We start from the raw sequence: 15938 nt of genomic DNA, 5'->3' as shown, positions 1-15938 counted from the left end.
GGGGCGAAGCGGTGCATCCGGCCCGTGACCTGCAATTCGTTTGGCAAATCGAGGGCCGGGCGGCGATAGTCGGCCGGTGACCTCCGCCGTCGATCCCCGCCGTCGATCCCGCCGCCCCGCCTGGGCGGGCCGCAACTACAGCCTGCTGACCGCCTCGGCGTTCGTCACGAACCTCGGCAGCCACGGCGCCCTGATCGCCGCGGCGTTCGCGGTGCTGGAGGCCGGCGGCGACGGCGGGGACGTGGGCCTGGTGGCCGCCTCCCGCACCCTGCCCCTGGTGCTCTTCCTGCTCATCGGCGGTGCCGTCGCGGACCGGGTCCCGCGGCACCGGGTGATGGTCGCGGCCAACGCCCTCAACTGTCTCTCCCAGGCCGCCTTCGCCGCGCTCGTCGTTGCCGGCGAGGCCCAGCTGTGGCAGATGATGCTGCTGACCGCCCTCGGCGGCACCGGGCAGGCGTTCTTCAGCCCGGCGGCCGAGGGCATGCTGCTGTCGTCGGTCAAGGGCGAGCAGGCGAGCCGGGCGTTCGCCGTCTTCCGGATGGCCATGCAGGGAGCGGCGGTCGGCGGGGCCGCCCTCGGCGGTGCCATGGTGGCCGCGATCGGGCCCGGCTGGGTGCTGGCGGCCGACGCGGCGGCCTTCGCCGTCGCGGGGTCCATGCGGGCGTTCCTCGACGTGAGTCACATTCCGCAGCGTGCGCCGGGCGGCGGAATGCTCGCCGATCTGCGGGACGGCTGGCGGGAGTTCGCCGGGCGGCCGTGGCTGTGGGCTGTCGTCGTGCAGTTCTCCATCGCGAACGCGGTCGTCGCCGCGGCCGACGCGGTCTACGGCCCGCTGGTCGCCCGGGACCACCTGGGCGGGGCGGGCCCGTGGGGCCTGGCGCTGGGCTTCTTCGGCGCGGGCACGGTCGCCGGAGCCCTGCTCATGACCCGCTGGAAGCCACGCCGCCTGCTCCTCGCCGGCACCCTGTGCGTCTTCCCGCTCGCCCTCCCCTCCGCCGCGCTCGCCGTTCCCGCGCCGATCAGCGTGCTGTGCGCGGTGATGTTCCTCACCGGCGTGACGCTGGAGGTGTTCGGCGTCTCCTGGATGACGGCACTCCATCAGGAGATACCGGAGGAGAAGCTGTCCCGGGTCGCCGCGTACGACTGGTTCGGCTCGGTCGCGCTGGTCCCGCTGGCGACGGCCCTGGCCGGCCCGGCGGAGACGGCGGTCGGGCGCACGTCCGCGCTGTGGGGGTGCGCCGCGCTGGTCGTGGTCGTCACGGCGGCGGTCCTGTGCGTACCGGACGTACGGAACCTACGGCGTCGTACCAAGCAGGTGACCGCGAGCGGCCACCTCGGCTCAGCCGATGCTGAAAGCCCCGTCCGGGGGCTCGGGTGACGGTACGGCGTCCTCGTCCCGCACCGGCCGCGCCCCGCCGATGAACTCCCGCAGGCCGGGCCCGTGTTCGACCCTCGCCGCGAAGGCGTCGGAGGCGGTGAGGCGGGCCAGGGCCGCCGTGTCGAAGGGCCGGTGCGCGGCGACGAGCACCGCGTTGCCGAACCGCCTGCCGCGCAGCACACCCGGCTCGGCGATCAGCGCCAGCTCCTCGAACACCGTGCCGTAGGTGGCGAGCTGGGAGCGCAGGAAGGCGAAGGGCGCGGCATCGGCGAGGTTCGCCACATAGACGCCACTGCCCCGCAGAACCCGCGCGACCTGACGGACGTACGCGACCGACGTCAGGTGCGCCGGCACCCGTGACCCGCCGAAGACATCGGCCACGAGCACATCGGCCGAGTCGTCCGCGGCCGTCTCCAGCCAGTCCCGGGCGTCCCCGGCGTGCAGCCGGATGCCGGCCCCGTCCGGAACCGGCAGATGCTCGGAGACCAGCTCCAGCAGCCCACGATCGGCCTCGACCACGTCCTGCTGTGAGCCGGGCCGGGTCGCGGCCACGTACCGGGGCAGCATGAGCGCGCCGCCCCCGAGATGCAGCACGTCCAGCGGCCGCCCCGCGTCGGCGACGGTGTCGAGCACATGCCCCAGCCGCCGGGCGTACTCGAACTCCAGGTGTGTCGGTTCGTCAAGATCCACGTACGACTGAGGAGCCCCGTCGATGGTCAGCAACCAGGCCCACTTCCGATCGACGTCGGGCATCAGCTTGGCGGTGCCGTAGTCGACGGGCCGGGTCACGGGTATGGGCTCATTCACCTTCTCATTGTGGCGGCAGGACTCCGAAGGAATGCACGGGAGCGCCCCGGCAGGGCGCGGGGCACTGCGGGATCAGCCACGACGATCCCGCAGTCCCCACCAACCGAAGCGCCCTCACAAGACGGCGGTCACGGTCCCCGCCCCGACAGTCCTGCCACCCTCACGGACGGCGAACCCGAGCCCTGGCTCCAAGGGCACCTCACGCCCCAGTTCGACGGTCATCGCAACCGTCTCCCCGGGCCGCGCGACACCCACCTCACCGAGGTCGATGTCGCCCACCACATCCGCCGTACGGATGTAGAACTGCGGCCGGTACCCGGTGACGACAGGAGTCGTACGCCCGCCCTCACGGGCCGAGAGCACGTACACCTGTGCGGAGAAGCGACTGCGCGGAACGACACTGCCCGGCGCGGCGACCACGTGCCCCCTGCGCACCGCGTCCCGGGGGACCCCGCGCAGCAACAGCGCCACGTTGTCCCCGGCCTGCGCCTCGTCCATGGGCTTGCCGAACGTCTCCAGGCCGGTGACCACGCTCTCCAGCCCCGCCCCGAGCACTTCGACCCGGTCGCCGACCCGCACGGTGCCCCGCTCCACGGCGCCGGTCACCACGGTCCCCCGGCCGGTGATCGTGAGCACGTTCTCGACCGGCAGCAGGAACGGCGCGTCCACATACCGCTCCGGCATCGGAACGTAGATGTCCACCGCGTCGAGCAGCGCCTCGACGGACGCCGTCCACTTGGGGTCCCCCTCCAGGGCCTTCAGCCCCGACACCCGTACGACGGGCGCGGCGTCGCCGCCGTAGCCGTGCTCGGTGAGCAGGTCGCGGACCTCCAGCTCGACGAGGTCGATGAGCTCCTCGTCACCCGCGTCGGCCTTGTTGAGCGCGACCACGATGTGGTCGACGCCCACCTGCCGGGCGAGCAGCACGTGTTCGGCGGTCTGCGGCATGATCCCGTCGAGCGCGGAGACGACGAGGATGGCCCCGTCGAGCTGCGCGGCGCCGGTGACCATGTTCTTGACGTAGTCGGCGTGGCCCGGCATGTCGACGTGCGCGTAGTGGCGGGTGTCGGTCTCGTACTCGACGTGGGCGATGTTGATGGTGATGCCGCGCGCGGCCTCCTCCGGCGCCCGGTCGATGCGGTCGAAGGGCACGAACGTGGAGGACCCGCGCTCGGCGAGGACCTTGGTGATGGCGGCGGTCAGCGTGGTCTTGCCGTGGTCGACATGACCCATCGTGCCGATGTTCAGATGCGGTTTGGTGCGCACGTATGCCGTCTTGGACATGGCTGTACCTCGAAGTCTCTGCAAAAGGTGATCTCGCGTCGGAGAGCTCGCGTGCGAGAGGGGGACCCCAAGGACCTGCCGACCCTCCCCCTGCGGGGTCCGCCGGACTGTCCGGAGAGGGTCAGCTTCGGGCGCCGTCGACGGCGGTCAGGAAGACCGGAACGGCAGCCTTCGTGGCATCCGCGACTGCGGATGCTGCGAGGACGAAGGCGTGCCGGAACATGAGGTCGATCATCGTCGACGCCATGTCCGGCGTCGAATGGTTTTTCGCGGATGGGGAGTTCGCGGCCCTATGCCCCGATGTTCTTCAGTGCCTCCCGCACCGACAGCGGCGCGAACCTGCCCTGTTCCCGCGCCAGGAAATCCCGTACGGCCTCTGGGTCGGTCTTGGCGTACTCGCGCAGGCACCAGCCGATGGCCTTGCGGATGAAGAAGTCGGTGTGCCCGGACTGGCGCAGGCAGTAGGCGAAGAGGCGCCGGGTGTCGGTGTGGTCCTTGTAGCGCAGCTGGTGGAGGAGGGCGGTGCGGGCGACCCACAGGTCGTCGTCGGCGATCCAGGCGTCCATGTCGGCGGTGAGTTTCGGGCCGGCCGCGACGAGCCCGCCGACGACGTGTGCGGCGAGTGCGTCGACGGTGTCCCACCAGGAGACGGCGGTGATGAGGTGCCGGGTCACCGGCAGGAAGCCGGAGGAGCAGCGCCCCACGTGCCGGCGGAGATAGTCGACGGCGAAGTAGTGGTACTCCCGCTCGGGCAGCTCCCAGCAGCGCAGGGCGATCGCCGTGCAGTCGGCCTCGTCGGGGCGTGGGGTGCCCTTGAGGACGGCGCGGGAGAGGGCGCGGCGCTCGGGGGTGGGAATGCCGAGGAACGGGGCGATGTCCTTCATGTACGCCCGGGCGGCGACAGCGCGCTGCGGGTCCGCGGCGGCGCCGTACGTGGCGGTGAGCCGCTCCAGGACCGTGTCGGCCAGACCACTGCGGGGAACTTCCGTTGTTCCCCCTCCTGTGACGCTCATGAGACGAACCATACGGCGATCACACATCTTTGTCGGTTAGTGTCGCCGGATGCTCGACGATGCCACCACCCGCTCTGGGGGCACCGCCAAGGCCTCTTCCCGGGCCGCCGCCACGGAGCTCGCAGTATCCGCCCCCGCAGCCGTACCCGTTCCCGTCCCCGTGCCCGCGGGCTTCGCCGCGCGCTGCACGAGAACGCTGATCTCGCCGTGGTCCCGGCTGTCCCTGCTCCTGGTCCTGCTCGCGGCGGCGGCTTCGTCCGTGCTGCTCTTCGAGCCGCAGAAGCTGTTGGCGAACGGCTGGCCGCCCCAGGTGGCGGGCCCGGCCGCGCTGGTGCTGTTCGCCGTGGCGTACGGGCTGATCACGGTGGCGTTCGTGCCGCGGCCACTGCTGAACCTCGCGGCGGGCGCGCTCTTCGGCTCCGAGTGGGGCATCGGCGCGGCTATGGCGGGCACGGTGCTGGGGGCCGGGATCGCGTTCGGGCTGGGGCGGTTGCTCGGCCAGGAGGCGCTGCGCCCGCTGCTGCGCGGCCGGTTGCTGAAGGCGGCGGACGGCCAGTTCAGCCGACACGGCTTCCGCTCGATGCTGGCGGTGCGGCTGTTCCCCGGTGTGCCGTTCTGGGCCGCGAACTATGCCGCCGCCGTCTCCCGCATGGGCTATGTCCCGTTCCTGCTCGCGACGGCCATCGGTTCGATCCCGAACGTCGCCGCGTACGTCGTCGCCGGTGCCCGTGCCTCCACACCGACGTCGCCCGCCTTCCTGATCGCGCTCGCCTGTATCGCCCTGCCGGCGCTGGCCGGCGCGGTGGTGGCATGGCGCAAGCGCCACCACCTGCGGGTCCGCTGAACCGTTTCGCCTGCCGCGGGCGCGGCTACACCGACTCCAGGATCATCGCGTTGGCGAGGCCGCCCGCCTCGCACATCGTCTGCAGGCCGTAGCGGGCGCCGCGCTCGCGCATCGCGTGCACCAGGGTCGTGGTCAGACGGGTTCCGCTGGCGCCGAGCGGATGGCCGATCGCGATCGCGCCGCCGTGCACGTTGACCTTGGCGAGGTCCGCGCCGGTCTCCTGCCGCCAGGCGAGCACGACGCTGGAGAAGGCCTCGTTGACCTCGAACAGGTCGATGTCGTCGAGAGACAGGTTCGCCCGGCGCAGCACCTTCTCCGTCGCCGGTATCACCCCGGTGAGCATGAGGACGGGGTCGGAGCCGGTGACGGAGAAGCTGTGCAGCCGCGCCAGAGGGCGCAGGCCGAGCCGGGCCGCCGCCTCACCGGACATGATGAGCACGGCGGAGGCGCCGTCGTTGACGGGGCTCGCGTTGCCCGCGGTGACGTTCCACTCGATCTGCGGGAAGCGTTCGGCGAAGACCGGGTCGTGGTAGGCGGGCTTGAGGCCGGCGAGGATCTCGGGGGTGCTGCCGGGGCGTACGCACTCGTCGCGCGAGACGCCCTCCAGGGGCGCGACCTCGGCGTCGAAGAGGCCCTTGTCCCAGGCCGCGGCGGCCTTGTGGTGCGAGGAGACGGCGAACGCGTCCATCTGCTCGCGCGTGATCGACCACTTGGCCGCGATCAGTTCGGCGCTGATGCCCTGCGGGACGAGCCCCTCGGGGTAGCGCTCGGCGATGCCGGGGCCGAAGGGGTCCTTCCCGGGCGGCACGTTCGACCACATCGGCACCCGGCTCATCGACTCGACCCCGCACGCGACGACCATGTCGTACGCGCCCGAGATGACGCCCTGGGCGGCGAAGTGCACGGCCTGCTGGGAGGAGCCGCACTGGCGGTCCACGGTGGTCGCCGGGACCGTCTCCGGGAAGCCTGCCGACAGGGCTGCGTAGCGGGTGGTGTTCATGGCCTGCTCGCCGACCTGGTCGACGGTGCCGCCGATGACGTCGTCGATCAGCGCCGGGTCGACGCCCGAGCGCTCGACGAGCGTGCGCAGGGTGTGGGCGAGGAGCTCGACAGGGTGGACGTGCGCCAGGGCGCCGTTCGGCTTGCCCTTGCCTATCGGGGTGCGTACGGCTTCGACGATGACTGCGTCACGCATGGTGCGGGCCTCCTTGGCCGCCGGGGCGATCACCGGCGCGATTACTGGTGAGTAGGAAAGTCAAACTCACCATAGCCTGGCGGGTTGGAAAATCAAACCCACAAGTTGGAAAGTCGAACCCTCCCCCTAAACTGAGCCGCATGGCCGCCACCAAAGACCCGCGCCCCTGTTCCATCGCCGACGCGCTGGCGCTCGTCGGCGAGAAGTACTCGCTGCTCGTCCTGCGCGAGGTGTGTCTGGGCAACGGCCGCTTCGACCAGCTGGTGCGCAACATCGGCGCTCCGCGCGACATCCTGGCCACCCGGCTGCGCCGCCTCGTCGACGCCGGCATCCTCACCAAGCGCGCCTACAGCGAGCGCCCGCAGCGGTTCGAGTACCGGCCCACGCCGGCGGGACTGGAGCTTGAGCCGGTCCTGATGACCCTCATGGCGTGGGGCGACCGCCACCTGCGCACGGACGGCGACCGCCCCATGGTGATCGAGCACACCTGCGGCAACGAACTCGTCGCGGTCGTCACCTGCCGGGCCTGTGGCGGCGCGGTGCACCACGAGGACCTCACGGCCCACCCCCAGGCGCCCGGTTGGACGGTGACGGGACCGGCGGCATCCTGAAGCCCGTCGCTCCAGCCGGAGCGAGGCCCCTGTGCCGGAGCCGACTTCGCGGGGCGCTACGCTGCCCCTCGACACCTGCGATCACTGCGCCGCCGACGCGGTGTCCCCCTTCATCCCTTGCCGCCATCAGCACTTGGACTCCGTAACTTCATGTCTTGGTTTGAATCCCTCATCCTCGGACTCGTCCAGGGGCTGACCGAGTTCCTCCCCGTGTCCTCCAGCGCGCACCTGCGCCTGACCGCGGCGTTCTCGGGATGGGAGGACCCCGGTGCGGCCTTCACGGCGATCACCCAGATCGGCACGGAGATTGCCGTACTGATCTACTTCCGCAAGGACATCGGGCGGATCATCTCGGCGTGGCTGCGGTCGCTGACCAACAAGGAGATGCGGCGCGACCACGACGCCCAGATGGGCTGGCTGGTGATCGTCGGCTCGATCCCGATCGGTGTGCTGGGCCTGACGCTCAAGGACCAGATCGAGGGCCCCTTCCGCGACCTGCGCATCACGGCCACGATGCTGATCGTCGTCGGCATCATCATCGGCATCGCGGACCGGCTCGCGGCACGCGACGAGTCGGGCGGCCGGCACCGCGCCGCCAAGCAGCGCAAGGGACTTGAGGACCTGGGCGTGAAGGACGGCCTGATCTTCGGCCTGTGCCAGTCCGCGGCGCTCATCCCCGGAGTCTCCCGCTCCGGCGCCACCATCAGCGGCGGCCTCTTCATGGGCTACTCCCGCGAGTCCGCGGCCCGCTACTCCTTCCTCCTCGCCATCCCGGCCGTCCTCGCCTCGGGCCTGTTCGAGCTCAAGGACGCGATGGAGAGCGACCACGTGACCTGGGGCCCGACGATCTTCGCGACGGTGATCGCCTTCGTGACCGGCTACGCGGTCATCGCCTGGTTCATGAAGTTCATCTCGACCAAGAGCTTCATGCCGTTCGTCTGGTACCGCATCGCACTCGGCATCGTCATCATCGCCCTGGTGGCGACGGGCGTCCTGAGCCCGCACGCGGCGGAGTCGGCGGGCTGACGCGTACGCCGTCCATGGCGCTCACCCAGCAGTTCGCCCGCGTCACCCCGGCCTACCTCGAACGCTGTCGCACCTCGGCACTCGACTCGCCAGGGGGAGCACCCGGTTGGCATCCACCGCCGACCGATCTCCTCGACACGGACTGGGCGATCTGGGGCCTCATTCGGTACTGCCGCGCGACGGGAACCGACGCAGGCCTGATCGCACTGCTCGACCGGGCCGTCTCCGGGGACCCCGGCGGGGACATCGGCTTCCTCGACCAGGATGAGGTGCACGACGGCATCGACGGCCCGCCCCGCCTCCTCGGCCCTGCCACAGTCGCGGAGATTGCCCGCGCCCTCTACGCCGTCGATCTGGACGACCTCCTGGCCGAGCTGCCGTCCCATCCCATGGACGCGGCCGCCGCGTGCGGCTTCGTCCGCGAATTCGCCGGTGACGTACGGGACTACCTTGTCGAGCACTTCACCGCGATGCAGGAGTTCTACGGCGGCGCAGCGCGGCGCGGGCAGTGCATGGTCGTGTGGACCGACTGACCGTCCGACCTGCTGACCCGTGAGTCGGTACGGACGCTCGCCCAAACACCCCCCGCGGAATCCGTGACCAATCACATACGTTCTGCGTAGCCGGCCGGTAGCGCACTGTCAGTCCTTGCCCCTAGGCTTGGCCGCATGTCCCCCCATTCCTTAGGCCCTGGTTCCGTGCGGTCTGCTGCCGAGGTGAACGAGGAGATCCGCGCCCTGTGGCTGCGCGCGGGCGGCTCGCTGTCCGCTCAGGAGCGCGCGGAGTACGAGCTGTTGGTCGTCGAGTGGGCGGCCGCGATCCGCGGTGAGGTCATCGAGGCGGCCTGAAGCCGGAACCCGGTGCGAGCAGCGCCGGTTGACGCTCGGCCGCGGCTAGGCGGCCAGGTGCGCCAGGACGTCCTCACCCAACGGATACGGCCGCTCGTTCGGCAACAACTCGGCCGCACACTCCAGTTCACCCGCCCGCACACGCGCTTGCATCTCCGTGGCGAGCGGCGTCACATCCTTGATGCCGAGGATCCATTCGTCCGCGTACTTCGCCGCCGCCTCCCCTCCGAGCCCCAGCTGCAAGGACCGGTACGGCAGAGGGCTGAGGCGCAGATCGCGCTCCGGATCCCACTGCACGCGCGCGGGCACCGCCCTCAACTGCCGCTTCCAGGCGTCCCGGTCGTCGTGCAGGACAGGCACGTAGTGCGAGAGGCACGCGTGCCGCAGCGCCCACTCGAAGCCCTCGCGGCTGATCTCGACGGCGAGGACGGTCTCCTGACCCTCCTTGGTGGCCCAGCCGCAGCGGTACATCATCCAGAGGAACGACGGCTTGACCCACGTCATCCGGTCGCGGCTCCAGGAAGGCGGAAAGCGCCCGCTTACCGCCGCAGCCCGGCCGATCTCGGGCCGGTAGGCCTGATAGACGGTGACGGTGGACTCGGTGTGCTGTGCGCGCACACGGAACTTGGGTTCACGCTCGACGGGTCGGCCGTTCTGATCGTTCACAGGAACAGCCTCGCCCGCCGAGCGCACCCCCATCCACCGAATATCGCTGCACGCCCCCTTGGCTCCATGCACCTCATGCCCAACACTGAGCCGATGACGCAGCGTGTGGAGGTCGCCACCCTGAGGGACCGGATGGCAGTCGACGGAATGGTCACCGAGTACGCGGTGGCCGTGGACGACGGGGACTGGGAGGCATACCGGAGTCTGTTCACCCCGGATGGACGCGCGGACTACCGGTCGGCAGGCGGGATCGAGGGGGACGCCGGGAGCGTCGCCACGTGGCTCGCGGAGAGCATGGGGCTGTTCTCGATGCGCCAGCACCTGATCGTCAACCGCAGGGTGCGCTTCGGGAACCTGGAACAGGACATCGGCGACACGGCCAGGGTGCAGGCCGACTACATCAATCCGATGCGGTTCGCCGCGAACGGCGACGGTTCCTCCGCCCCCGACTTCGTGTGCGGCGGCCGCTACGCCTTCGGGCTGCTGCGCACGGACGACGGCTGGCGGCTGCACGAAGTGGTCGTACAGGAGAAGTGGCGCCGTCTGCCCGACCGGACCGCACCGGCCGTCACCACCTGACCCTGATCACCGGACGTGATCACCCGGCGTGATCACCCGAGCGGACGCCCACTGTCCCAGGGTCAGTGCCTGGCCTCACACTGGAAGAACCACGGGGTAGGAGGCGATGCATGAAGACGATCAACCACTGGCTCACCTCCCCGTGGCGGCGTTCGATCACCGCCGTTCTGGCCGGCGCGCTGCCCGTGCTGGCCTTCCCCGAGCCGTCGTGGTGGTGGTTCGCGTACGTCGCCCTGGTGCCGTGGATCGCGCTGCTGCGCTCCGCCCCGACGGGACGGCGGGCGCTGCACGACGGCTGGTGGGGCGGCTTCGGTTTCATGCTGGCGATGCACCACTGGCTGCTGCCGAACCTGCATGTCTTCACGTTCGTCATCGCCGCCCTGCTGGGCGCGCTGTGGGCCCCCTGGGGCTGGCTGGTGCGCCGCTTCCTGGCCGCGCGGCCGTCGCCGGGACGGGTCGCGGCGGCCCTCGTCGTGCTGCCGTCCGGCTGGCTGCTGATCGAACTCGTCCGTTCCTGGCAGGGACTCGGCGGGCCTTGGGGCGTGCTGGGCTCCAGTCAGTGGGAGGTGGAACCCGCGCTGCGGGTCGCCTCGGTGGGCGGCGTGTGGCTGATCAGCTTCCTGATCGTGGCCGTGAACGTCGCGGTCGCCGTGCTGGTGGTGCTGCGCAGCTGCCGGGTCCCCGCGCTGGCCGGGCTGCTCGCCACGGCCGTCGCCGCCTCGGCCGCCTGGGTGTGGTCCCCGCGCCCGGACGTCGAGGACCGCGTCCGGATAGCCGTGGTGCAGCCCGGCGTCATCCAGGGCCCGGACAGGCCCGAGCGGCGTTTCGACCGGGAGGAGCAGCTCACCCGCGCGCTGGCCGGCCAGGGCGTCGACCTGGTCGTCTGGGGCGAGAGCAGCGTCGGCTACGACCTCGACGACCGGCCCGACTTCGCGCGTCGGCTCGCGGCACTGTCCCGCGAGACAGGGGCGAACATCCTGGTCAACGTGGACGCGCAGCGCTCCGACCGGCCCGGCATCTACAAGAGCTCGATCCTCGTCGGCCCGGACGGCCCGACCGGCGCCCGCTACGACAAGATGCGGCTGGTGCCCTTCGGGGAGTACATACCGCTGCGCTCGATGCTGGGCTGGGCCACCTCCGTCGGCAAGGCTGCCGCCGAGGACCGCCGGCAGGGCACGGAGCAGGTCGTGATGGACGCCGGGCACGGGCTGCGCATCGGCCCGATGGTCTGCTTCGAGTCCGCGTTCTCCGACATGAGCCGCAACCTCGTCGACCGCGGTGCGGAGGTGCTGATCGCCCAGTCGGCGACCTCCACGTTCCAGCAGAGCTGGGCCCCGGAGCAGCACGCCTCGCTCGCCGCACTGCGCGCCGCAGAGACCGGCCGGCCGATGGTGCATGCGACGCTGACCGGCGTCTCCGCCGTGTACGGCCCCAGCGGGCAGCGCGTTGGTTCCTGGCTGGGGACGAGCGAGAGCACCAGTACGGTCTACGAGGTTCCGCTGGCCGACGGTGTCACGCCGTACGTCCGCTTCGGCGACTGGCCGCTGCTGGCGGCACTGCTGATCATTGCCGCGTGGGCCGCGACCGAGGGCGTTCGGACCCTGCGTCCCCGGTTCAGGCGCCCTGCTCCTGAACCGCGCGTACGACCCGCTCGCACAGCTCATGGGTCGCCAGCGCGTCCCGGGCGCTGAGCACCTTGCCCGCGCGCACGGCGTCGAGGAAGGCGAGCACCACCTGCTCGATGCCGCGCTGCCGGGCCACCGACACCCAGTCGCCGCGCCGCCGCACGGTCGGCTGGCCCTTGTGATCGACGACCTCGGCGAGGTTGAGGACCTGACGCTTGGTGTCCTGCCCGGACACCTCGAGGATCTCCTCGGCCGATCCGCTGAGCCGGTTCATCACGCCGAGTGCGGTGAAGCCGTCCCCGGCGAGCTGCAGCACGACGTGGTGCAGCAGTCCTGCCTCGACGCGGGCTCGCACGCTCACGTCGTCGACCGGACCGGGCGCGAGGAAGCGGAGCGTGTCCACGACGTGGATGAAGTCATCCAGGATCATCGAGCGCGGCTCTTCCGGCAGCCCGACGCGGTTCTTCTGCATCAGGATCAGCTCGCGCGGATGGTCGGCGCACTGCGCGTACCCGGGGGCGTAACGCCGGTTGAAGCCGACGGCGAGGCTCACGTTCCGCCGCTCGGCGAGCGCCACCAGCCGCTCCGAGTCGGCGAGTTGGTAGGCGAGGGGCTTGTCGACGTACGTCGGCACGCCCGCCTCCAGCAGCCGGGTCACGATCTCCGGGTGCACGACGGTGGGCGCGTGCACGAAGGCGGCGTCGAGGCCCTGGGCGAGGAGCGAGTCGAGGTCCGTGTGCCGACGCTCCGGCGGCAGATGGAGGCCGTCGGCGACCCGGGCGAGGGTCGCGGGCGTACGGGTCTGCAGATGCAGTTCGACCCCGGGCTGCACACCGAGCACCGGCAGGTAGGCCTTCTGCGCGATGTCACCGAGTCCGATGCAGCCGACCTTCACGGGGTGTTCTCCTCAACTGCTTGTCTGCCGGGGTCTGCCTGGAAGCATACGGCTGCTGCGGCGGCCCCCAGTCGGCGATCGCCTCGAAGCTCCGCAGGAAGAGTGCGGGCGCGACCTTGGACAGGCCCGCGAGCGTGGCGTTCCGCACGGCGATCCCGGCGCGTCCGGTCATCAGGTTGAGGCGGGCGACCTTGACGGCCTGACGGGCGAGGGCGGTCGTACGCGGGAGGCGGGCTGCCGTGTAGGCGGCGAGGTCGCCGCAGTGGTGGGCGAGGACCACGGCGTCCTCGATGGCCTGGTTGCCGCCCTGCCCGAGCATCGGCGGCATGGCGTGCGCGGCGTCCCCGACCAGGGCGACCCGTCCGCGGTGGTAGGCGGGCATCGGCTCGGCGATGTGGTGGACGTCGTGGCGCAGGACGTCCTCGGGGCGGGCGGCGGCGAGGATCGCGGGGATCGGGTCGTGCCAGTCGCCGTAGCGGCGCAGCAGTTCGGCCCTCTCGTCGTCGCAAGCCCGCTCTCCGGCGGGCGTGATCGCGGCGGCGTAGGCGTAGACCCGGCCGTCCTTGAGCGGGTGCGAGCCCCAGATGCGGCCCCGGCCCCAGGACTCGTGCGAGGCGAACTCCGCGCCGGGCACCGGGACCACGACCCGCCACGTGGTGAAACCGGAGTAGACGGTGCCGGGGTGGTCCGGGAAGAGCACCGGGCGGACGCCGGACCGGATGCCGTCGGCGGCCACCACGAGGTCGGCCTCCATCTCGTCGTCCGAGGTCGCCACGCGCGCCGGACGGTCGGCGTCGCCGGGGTCGGTGACGGTCGCGGCGACCCCGGTGCGGACGGCCCCGGACGGGAGGAGCGCGGCGAGGCTGTTGACGAGGGTGGCCCGGTGGAGGAGGACGAGGGGGCCGCCGAAGCGTGCGGCGACGGCGTCCGCGTCGGTGCGGGAGAGCCAGCGTCCGGAAGGTGTGCGCACTCCCCCGTCGCCCTGCCAGGCGGCCAGATCGCGGATCTCGTCGCCGAGTCCGATGACGTCCAGCGCGCGCAGGGAGTTGGGCGCGAGGGAGATGGCGGCACCGACCGGCTCCAGGGACGGGGCCCGCTCCAGAACCGTGACGTCCCAGCCGATCCCGTGCAGCGCCGCGGCCGCGGTCAGGCCTCCGATGCCACCGCCGATCACGACGGCCCGCTTGGACTGTGCCATGACTCCTCCTGCGTAACTACAGATGTAGTGACTCACGCGGCCGACTGTACTACAGATGTAGTCCGATGTACTACAGACGTAGTGCGAGAGGTAGGTTGATCTCCATGTCCGAGCACACCCCGCGCGCCGCGCGCACCGATCTCGTCGCCGACACCGCCCTCGCGCTGATCGCCGAGCGTGGGATGCGCGGGCTGACGCACCGGGCGGTCGACGAGACGGCCGGGCTTCCCCAGGGCTCGACGTCCAATCTGGCGCGCACCCGGCAGGCGCTGCTGGAGCTGGCGGTGCGGCGGCTCGCCGACCGCGAGGCGCGGGTGCTGGCGCTGGAGGAGCTGCCCGACCCGCGGGGCGGCCTCGACTCGCTGGTCGACGGCCTGGCCCTGGCGACTCACCGCGCCCTCACCCGCAACCGCGAACTGACGCTGGCCCGCTACGAACTGGCCCTGGAAGCCACGCGCCGCCCGGAGCTGCGCGTCTACTTCGACGCGGCCGGCGCCCGCTTCCGCGACCAGCTCACCGCCCTGGTGAGCGCGATGGGGTCGACGGACCCGGCTCGGCACGTGCTGTCCCTGGTCGCCTGGGCGGACGGGCTGATGTTCAGCTGTGTCGCCGGGTCCTTCAGCTCGCAGGCGCCGGGGCCGGCGGAGGTGCGGGCGAGCCTGCGCGAACTACTCGACGGGATGTTCGGCCGGTGAGCCGTCCGGCCGTGAAAACTCCTCGTCAAACGGCCCGAGTTGAGAAACGATGCGGGCATGACCATCGAACGCCATGAGCCCGACACCCTCGCCGACGAGCGCACCATGCTGGAGGGCTGGCTGGACTACCACCGGCAGACTCTCGCCTGGAAGTGCGAAGGCCTGACCGACGCCCAGCTCAGGACCGCCTCCGTGGAGCCGTCCGAGCTGACCCTGATGGGGCTGGTGCGGCACATGGCGGAGGTGGAGCGGTTCTGGTTCCACGAGATCCTCCTGGACGAGGACCTCGGGGTCCTCTACTGCAACGAGGACGACCCGGACGGCGACTTCCACTTCACCGAGGCCGACACCTGGGACGAGGCCCACGCGACTTGGCAGACCGAGATCGACAACGCCCGTCGCAATGCGGCCGGCCTCGGCCTGGACGACGTCTCCAAGGGCAGGAGCCGCAGGGGTGAGCCCTTCAATCTGCGCTGGATCATCACCCACATGATCGAGGAGTACGCCCGCCACAACGGCCACGCCGACCTGCTCCGCGAGCGTGCCGACGGCGCCACCGGCGACTGACGTCAGCCGCGGCGGGACCGGGCCGCCCTTACGGGGTCAGAGATCACCCGTAGGGAGCAAGGTTCGCTCGTCCACTGTCCCAACGGCCGCCGAACCCAGCAGAGTTGCGCGGGTGCATCGAACGACGACCACCGCAACGCTCCTGGTCACCGTGGCCATCTCGGCCCTCTCCGGCTGTACGACGGTCGAGCGACCGCCGACGTCCGACGGGCCGACGGCACCGTCGCAGCCGGCCGAGCCGCGCCCGAGCGGACACCGGGACCCCGAGATCGTGCAGGCACCGGCCCGCGAGGCCCTGGCGTTCATCGGCCCGTCCCGCCGCCCGACGCCCACGTCGTCCGCTGCGCACTCCACGTCCCCCGGCTCCCCGCCCACGGCGCACACACCACCCGCCCCTGACTCGCACCCCCGCCCCCGTCCCGAGCGCCAGGAGCCCCGCCGCCCGGCCCGCAAGGTTCCGAAGGCGCCACCGTTCGAGATCCCCGACGTGCCGGATTCGACCCGCCCGGAGGTCCCGAAGAACACGAACGTCTGCGCGCTGGGCAAGCAGTACGGCGGCTGGCGGGCCGACAGCCCGGAGTCGAGGATCTGCGAGCAGACGTACGGCCATTGAGCGGCCGGTGAGCAGCGGCGGGTGAGCGGACATCCGCCGCCCGCCCTGGTGCCGCCGCGGCCCCCGGCCTCCCGCCTGCTCCCGCTACGGGCCG

The 15938-nt window shown here is 71.4% G+C and carries 19 protein-coding genes; 11 read left to right on the top strand and 8 right to left on the bottom strand.

Going from position 1 to position 15938, the window contains the following annotated elements:
• Positions 1–76: 76 nt before the first annotated feature.
• Positions 77–1378, top strand: a complete 1302-nt coding sequence (locus tag OHO27_RS36225; protein ID WP_328429153.1) for an MFS transporter — start codon at positions 77–79, stop codon at positions 1376–1378.
• Here OHO27_RS36225 and OHO27_RS36220 read toward each other — a convergent pair.
• From OHO27_RS36220 to OHO27_RS36205, 4 genes are all read right to left on the bottom strand, one after another.
• Positions 1340–2185 (bottom strand): spermidine synthase, encoded by an 846-nt coding sequence (locus tag OHO27_RS36220; RefSeq protein ID WP_328429152.1) that lies wholly within the window; start codon positions 2183–2185, stop codon positions 1340–1342. The two genes, OHO27_RS36225 and OHO27_RS36220, sit on opposite strands and share 39 nt — an antisense overlap.
• A gap of 114 nt (positions 2186–2299) precedes the next feature.
• Complete coding sequence (gene tuf, locus OHO27_RS36215; protein ID WP_328429151.1) at positions 2300–3469, bottom strand: elongation factor Tu; 1170 nt, start codon at positions 3467–3469, stop codon at positions 2300–2302.
• Positions 3470–3590: 121 nt separating this feature from the next.
• Positions 3591–3716, bottom strand: coding sequence for a hypothetical protein (locus OHO27_RS36210; RefSeq protein WP_328430745.1), 126 nt, complete (start codon positions 3714–3716; stop codon positions 3591–3593).
• A 43-nt stretch (positions 3717–3759) separates the two neighbouring features.
• Positions 3760–4482: a DNA alkylation repair protein gene (locus OHO27_RS36205; RefSeq protein ID WP_328429150.1), complete on the bottom strand. Its 723-nt coding sequence runs from the start codon at positions 4480–4482 to the stop codon at positions 3760–3762.
• 49 nt (positions 4483–4531) lie between these two features.
• On the opposite strand from OHO27_RS36205, the gene OHO27_RS36200 reads away from it, so the two are divergent.
• Positions 4532–5326 carry a TVP38/TMEM64 family protein gene (locus OHO27_RS36200; RefSeq protein WP_328429149.1) on the top strand — a complete coding sequence of 265 codons (795 nt, stop codon included), beginning with the start codon at positions 4532–4534 and terminating at the stop codon, positions 5324–5326.
• Positions 5327–5351: 25 nt separating this feature from the next.
• On the opposite strand, the gene OHO27_RS36195 is transcribed toward OHO27_RS36200, so the two are convergent.
• Entirely contained in the window at positions 5352–6521 is a 1170-nt protein-coding gene (locus OHO27_RS36195) for a thiolase family protein (protein ID WP_328429148.1), read from the bottom strand.
• Between the two features lie 140 nt (positions 6522–6661).
• Between OHO27_RS36195 and OHO27_RS36190 the strand changes: the two genes are divergently transcribed.
• The 4 genes from OHO27_RS36190 to OHO27_RS36175 all read left to right on the top strand — a co-directional run bounded on the left by OHO27_RS36190 (position 6662) and on the right by OHO27_RS36175 (position 9006).
• On the top strand, positions 6662–7132 hold the full coding sequence (locus OHO27_RS36190; protein ID WP_328429147.1) for a winged helix-turn-helix transcriptional regulator: 471 nt from the start codon (positions 6662–6664) through the stop codon (positions 7130–7132).
• Positions 7133–7282: 150 nt separating this feature from the next.
• Positions 7283–8158, top strand: a complete 876-nt coding sequence (locus OHO27_RS36185; protein ID WP_328429146.1) for an undecaprenyl-diphosphate phosphatase — start codon at positions 7283–7285, stop codon at positions 8156–8158.
• Positions 8159–8172: 14 nt separating this feature from the next.
• Positions 8173–8691: a DUF1877 family protein gene (locus OHO27_RS36180; RefSeq protein WP_328429145.1), complete on the top strand. Its 519-nt coding sequence runs from the start codon at positions 8173–8175 to the stop codon at positions 8689–8691.
• Positions 8692–8826: 135 nt separating this feature from the next.
• Positions 8827–9006, top strand: a complete 180-nt coding sequence (locus OHO27_RS36175) for a hypothetical protein (RefSeq protein ID WP_078504336.1) — start codon at positions 8827–8829, stop codon at positions 9004–9006.
• Positions 9007–9051: 45 nt separating this feature from the next.
• Here the strand turns inward: OHO27_RS36175 and OHO27_RS36170 are convergent, their stop codons facing one another.
• Positions 9052–9705 carry a DUF4291 domain-containing protein gene (locus OHO27_RS36170; protein ID WP_443059655.1) on the bottom strand — a complete coding sequence of 218 codons (654 nt, stop codon included), beginning with the start codon at positions 9703–9705 and terminating at the stop codon, positions 9052–9054.
• Positions 9706–9765: 60 nt separating this feature from the next.
• On the opposite strand from OHO27_RS36170, the gene OHO27_RS36165 reads away from it, so the two are divergent.
• The gene (locus tag OHO27_RS36165) at positions 9766–10251 is read left to right on the top strand and encodes a nuclear transport factor 2 family protein (protein WP_328429143.1); all 486 of its coding nucleotides are present in this window, start codon (positions 9766–9768) and stop codon (positions 10249–10251) included.
• 110 nt (positions 10252–10361) lie between these two features.
• Complete coding sequence (gene lnt / locus OHO27_RS36160; protein ID WP_328429142.1) at positions 10362–11942, top strand: apolipoprotein N-acyltransferase; 1581 nt, start codon at positions 10362–10364, stop codon at positions 11940–11942.
• On the opposite strand, the gene OHO27_RS36155 is transcribed toward lnt, so the two are convergent.
• On the bottom strand, positions 11866–12771 hold the full coding sequence (locus tag OHO27_RS36155; protein ID WP_328429141.1) for a Gfo/Idh/MocA family protein: 906 nt from the start codon (positions 12769–12771) through the stop codon (positions 11866–11868). The two genes, lnt and OHO27_RS36155, sit on opposite strands and share 77 nt — an antisense overlap.
• Positions 12743–13969: an FAD-dependent monooxygenase gene (locus tag OHO27_RS36150; RefSeq protein ID WP_328429140.1), complete on the bottom strand. Its 1227-nt coding sequence runs from the start codon at positions 13967–13969 to the stop codon at positions 12743–12745. The genes OHO27_RS36155 and OHO27_RS36150 overlap by 29 nt, the downstream gene beginning before the upstream one ends.
• A 104-nt stretch (positions 13970–14073) precedes the next feature.
• Between OHO27_RS36150 and OHO27_RS36145 the strand changes: the two genes are divergently transcribed.
• The 3 genes from OHO27_RS36145 to OHO27_RS36135 all read left to right on the top strand — a co-directional run bounded on the left by OHO27_RS36145 (position 14074) and on the right by OHO27_RS36135 (position 15844).
• Complete coding sequence (locus OHO27_RS36145) at positions 14074–14664, top strand: TetR/AcrR family transcriptional regulator (RefSeq protein ID WP_328429139.1); 591 nt, start codon at positions 14074–14076, stop codon at positions 14662–14664.
• A 57-nt stretch (positions 14665–14721) separates the two neighbouring features.
• The gene (locus tag OHO27_RS36140) at positions 14722–15231 is read left to right on the top strand and encodes a DinB family protein (protein ID WP_328429138.1); all 510 of its coding nucleotides are present in this window, start codon (positions 14722–14724) and stop codon (positions 15229–15231) included.
• Positions 15232–15343: 112 nt separating this feature from the next.
• The gene (locus tag OHO27_RS36135; protein ID WP_328429137.1) at positions 15344–15844 is read left to right on the top strand and encodes a hypothetical protein; all 501 of its coding nucleotides are present in this window, start codon (positions 15344–15346) and stop codon (positions 15842–15844) included.
• Positions 15845–15938: the final 94 nt, after the last annotated feature.

It is taken from the genome of Streptomyces sp. NBC_00443 (assembly GCF_036014175.1).
Taxonomy (GTDB): domain Bacteria; phylum Actinomycetota; class Actinomycetes; order Streptomycetales; family Streptomycetaceae; genus Streptomyces.
Note: the sequence above shows the minus strand (reverse complement) of the source record. Positions and strands in the feature narration are given on the sequence as shown.

Bases quoted from the DNA above. Each gene is read 5' to 3' on its own strand.
- tuf (WP_328429151.1), bottom strand. From the start codon at position 3,469: ATGTCCAAGACGGCATACGTGCGCACCAAACCGCATCTGAACATCGGC.
- OHO27_RS36210 (WP_328430745.1), bottom strand. From the start codon at position 3,716: ATGGCGTCGACGATGATCGACCTCATGTTCCGGCACGCCTTCGTCCTC.
- OHO27_RS36205 (WP_328429150.1), bottom strand. From the start codon at position 4,482: ATGAGCGTCACAGGAGGGGGAACAACGGAAGTTCCCCGCAGTGGTCTG.
- OHO27_RS36200 (WP_328429149.1), top strand. From the start codon at position 4,532: ATGCTCGACGATGCCACCACCCGCTCTGGGGGCACCGCCAAGGCCTCT.
- OHO27_RS36195 (WP_328429148.1), bottom strand. From the start codon at position 6,521: ATGCGTGACGCAGTCATCGTCGAAGCCGTACGCACCCCGATAGGCAAG.
- OHO27_RS36190 (WP_328429147.1), top strand. From the start codon at position 6,662: ATGGCCGCCACCAAAGACCCGCGCCCCTGTTCCATCGCCGACGCGCTG.
- OHO27_RS36185 (WP_328429146.1), top strand. From the start codon at position 7,283: ATGTCTTGGTTTGAATCCCTCATCCTCGGACTCGTCCAGGGGCTGACC.
- OHO27_RS36180 (WP_328429145.1), top strand. From the start codon at position 8,173: ATGGCGCTCACCCAGCAGTTCGCCCGCGTCACCCCGGCCTACCTCGAA.
- OHO27_RS36175 (WP_078504336.1), top strand. From the start codon at position 8,827: ATGTCCCCCCATTCCTTAGGCCCTGGTTCCGTGCGGTCTGCTGCCGAG.
- OHO27_RS36170 (WP_443059655.1), bottom strand. From the start codon at position 9,705: ATGGGGGTGCGCTCGGCGGGCGAGGCTGTTCCTGTGAACGATCAGAAC.
- OHO27_RS36165 (WP_328429143.1), top strand. From the start codon at position 9,766: ATGACGCAGCGTGTGGAGGTCGCCACCCTGAGGGACCGGATGGCAGTC.
- lnt (WP_328429142.1), top strand. From the start codon at position 10,362: ATGAAGACGATCAACCACTGGCTCACCTCCCCGTGGCGGCGTTCGATC.
- OHO27_RS36150 (WP_328429140.1), bottom strand. From the start codon at position 13,969: ATGGCACAGTCCAAGCGGGCCGTCGTGATCGGCGGTGGCATCGGAGGC.
- OHO27_RS36145 (WP_328429139.1), top strand. From the start codon at position 14,074: ATGTCCGAGCACACCCCGCGCGCCGCGCGCACCGATCTCGTCGCCGAC.
- OHO27_RS36140 (WP_328429138.1), top strand. From the start codon at position 14,722: ATGACCATCGAACGCCATGAGCCCGACACCCTCGCCGACGAGCGCACC.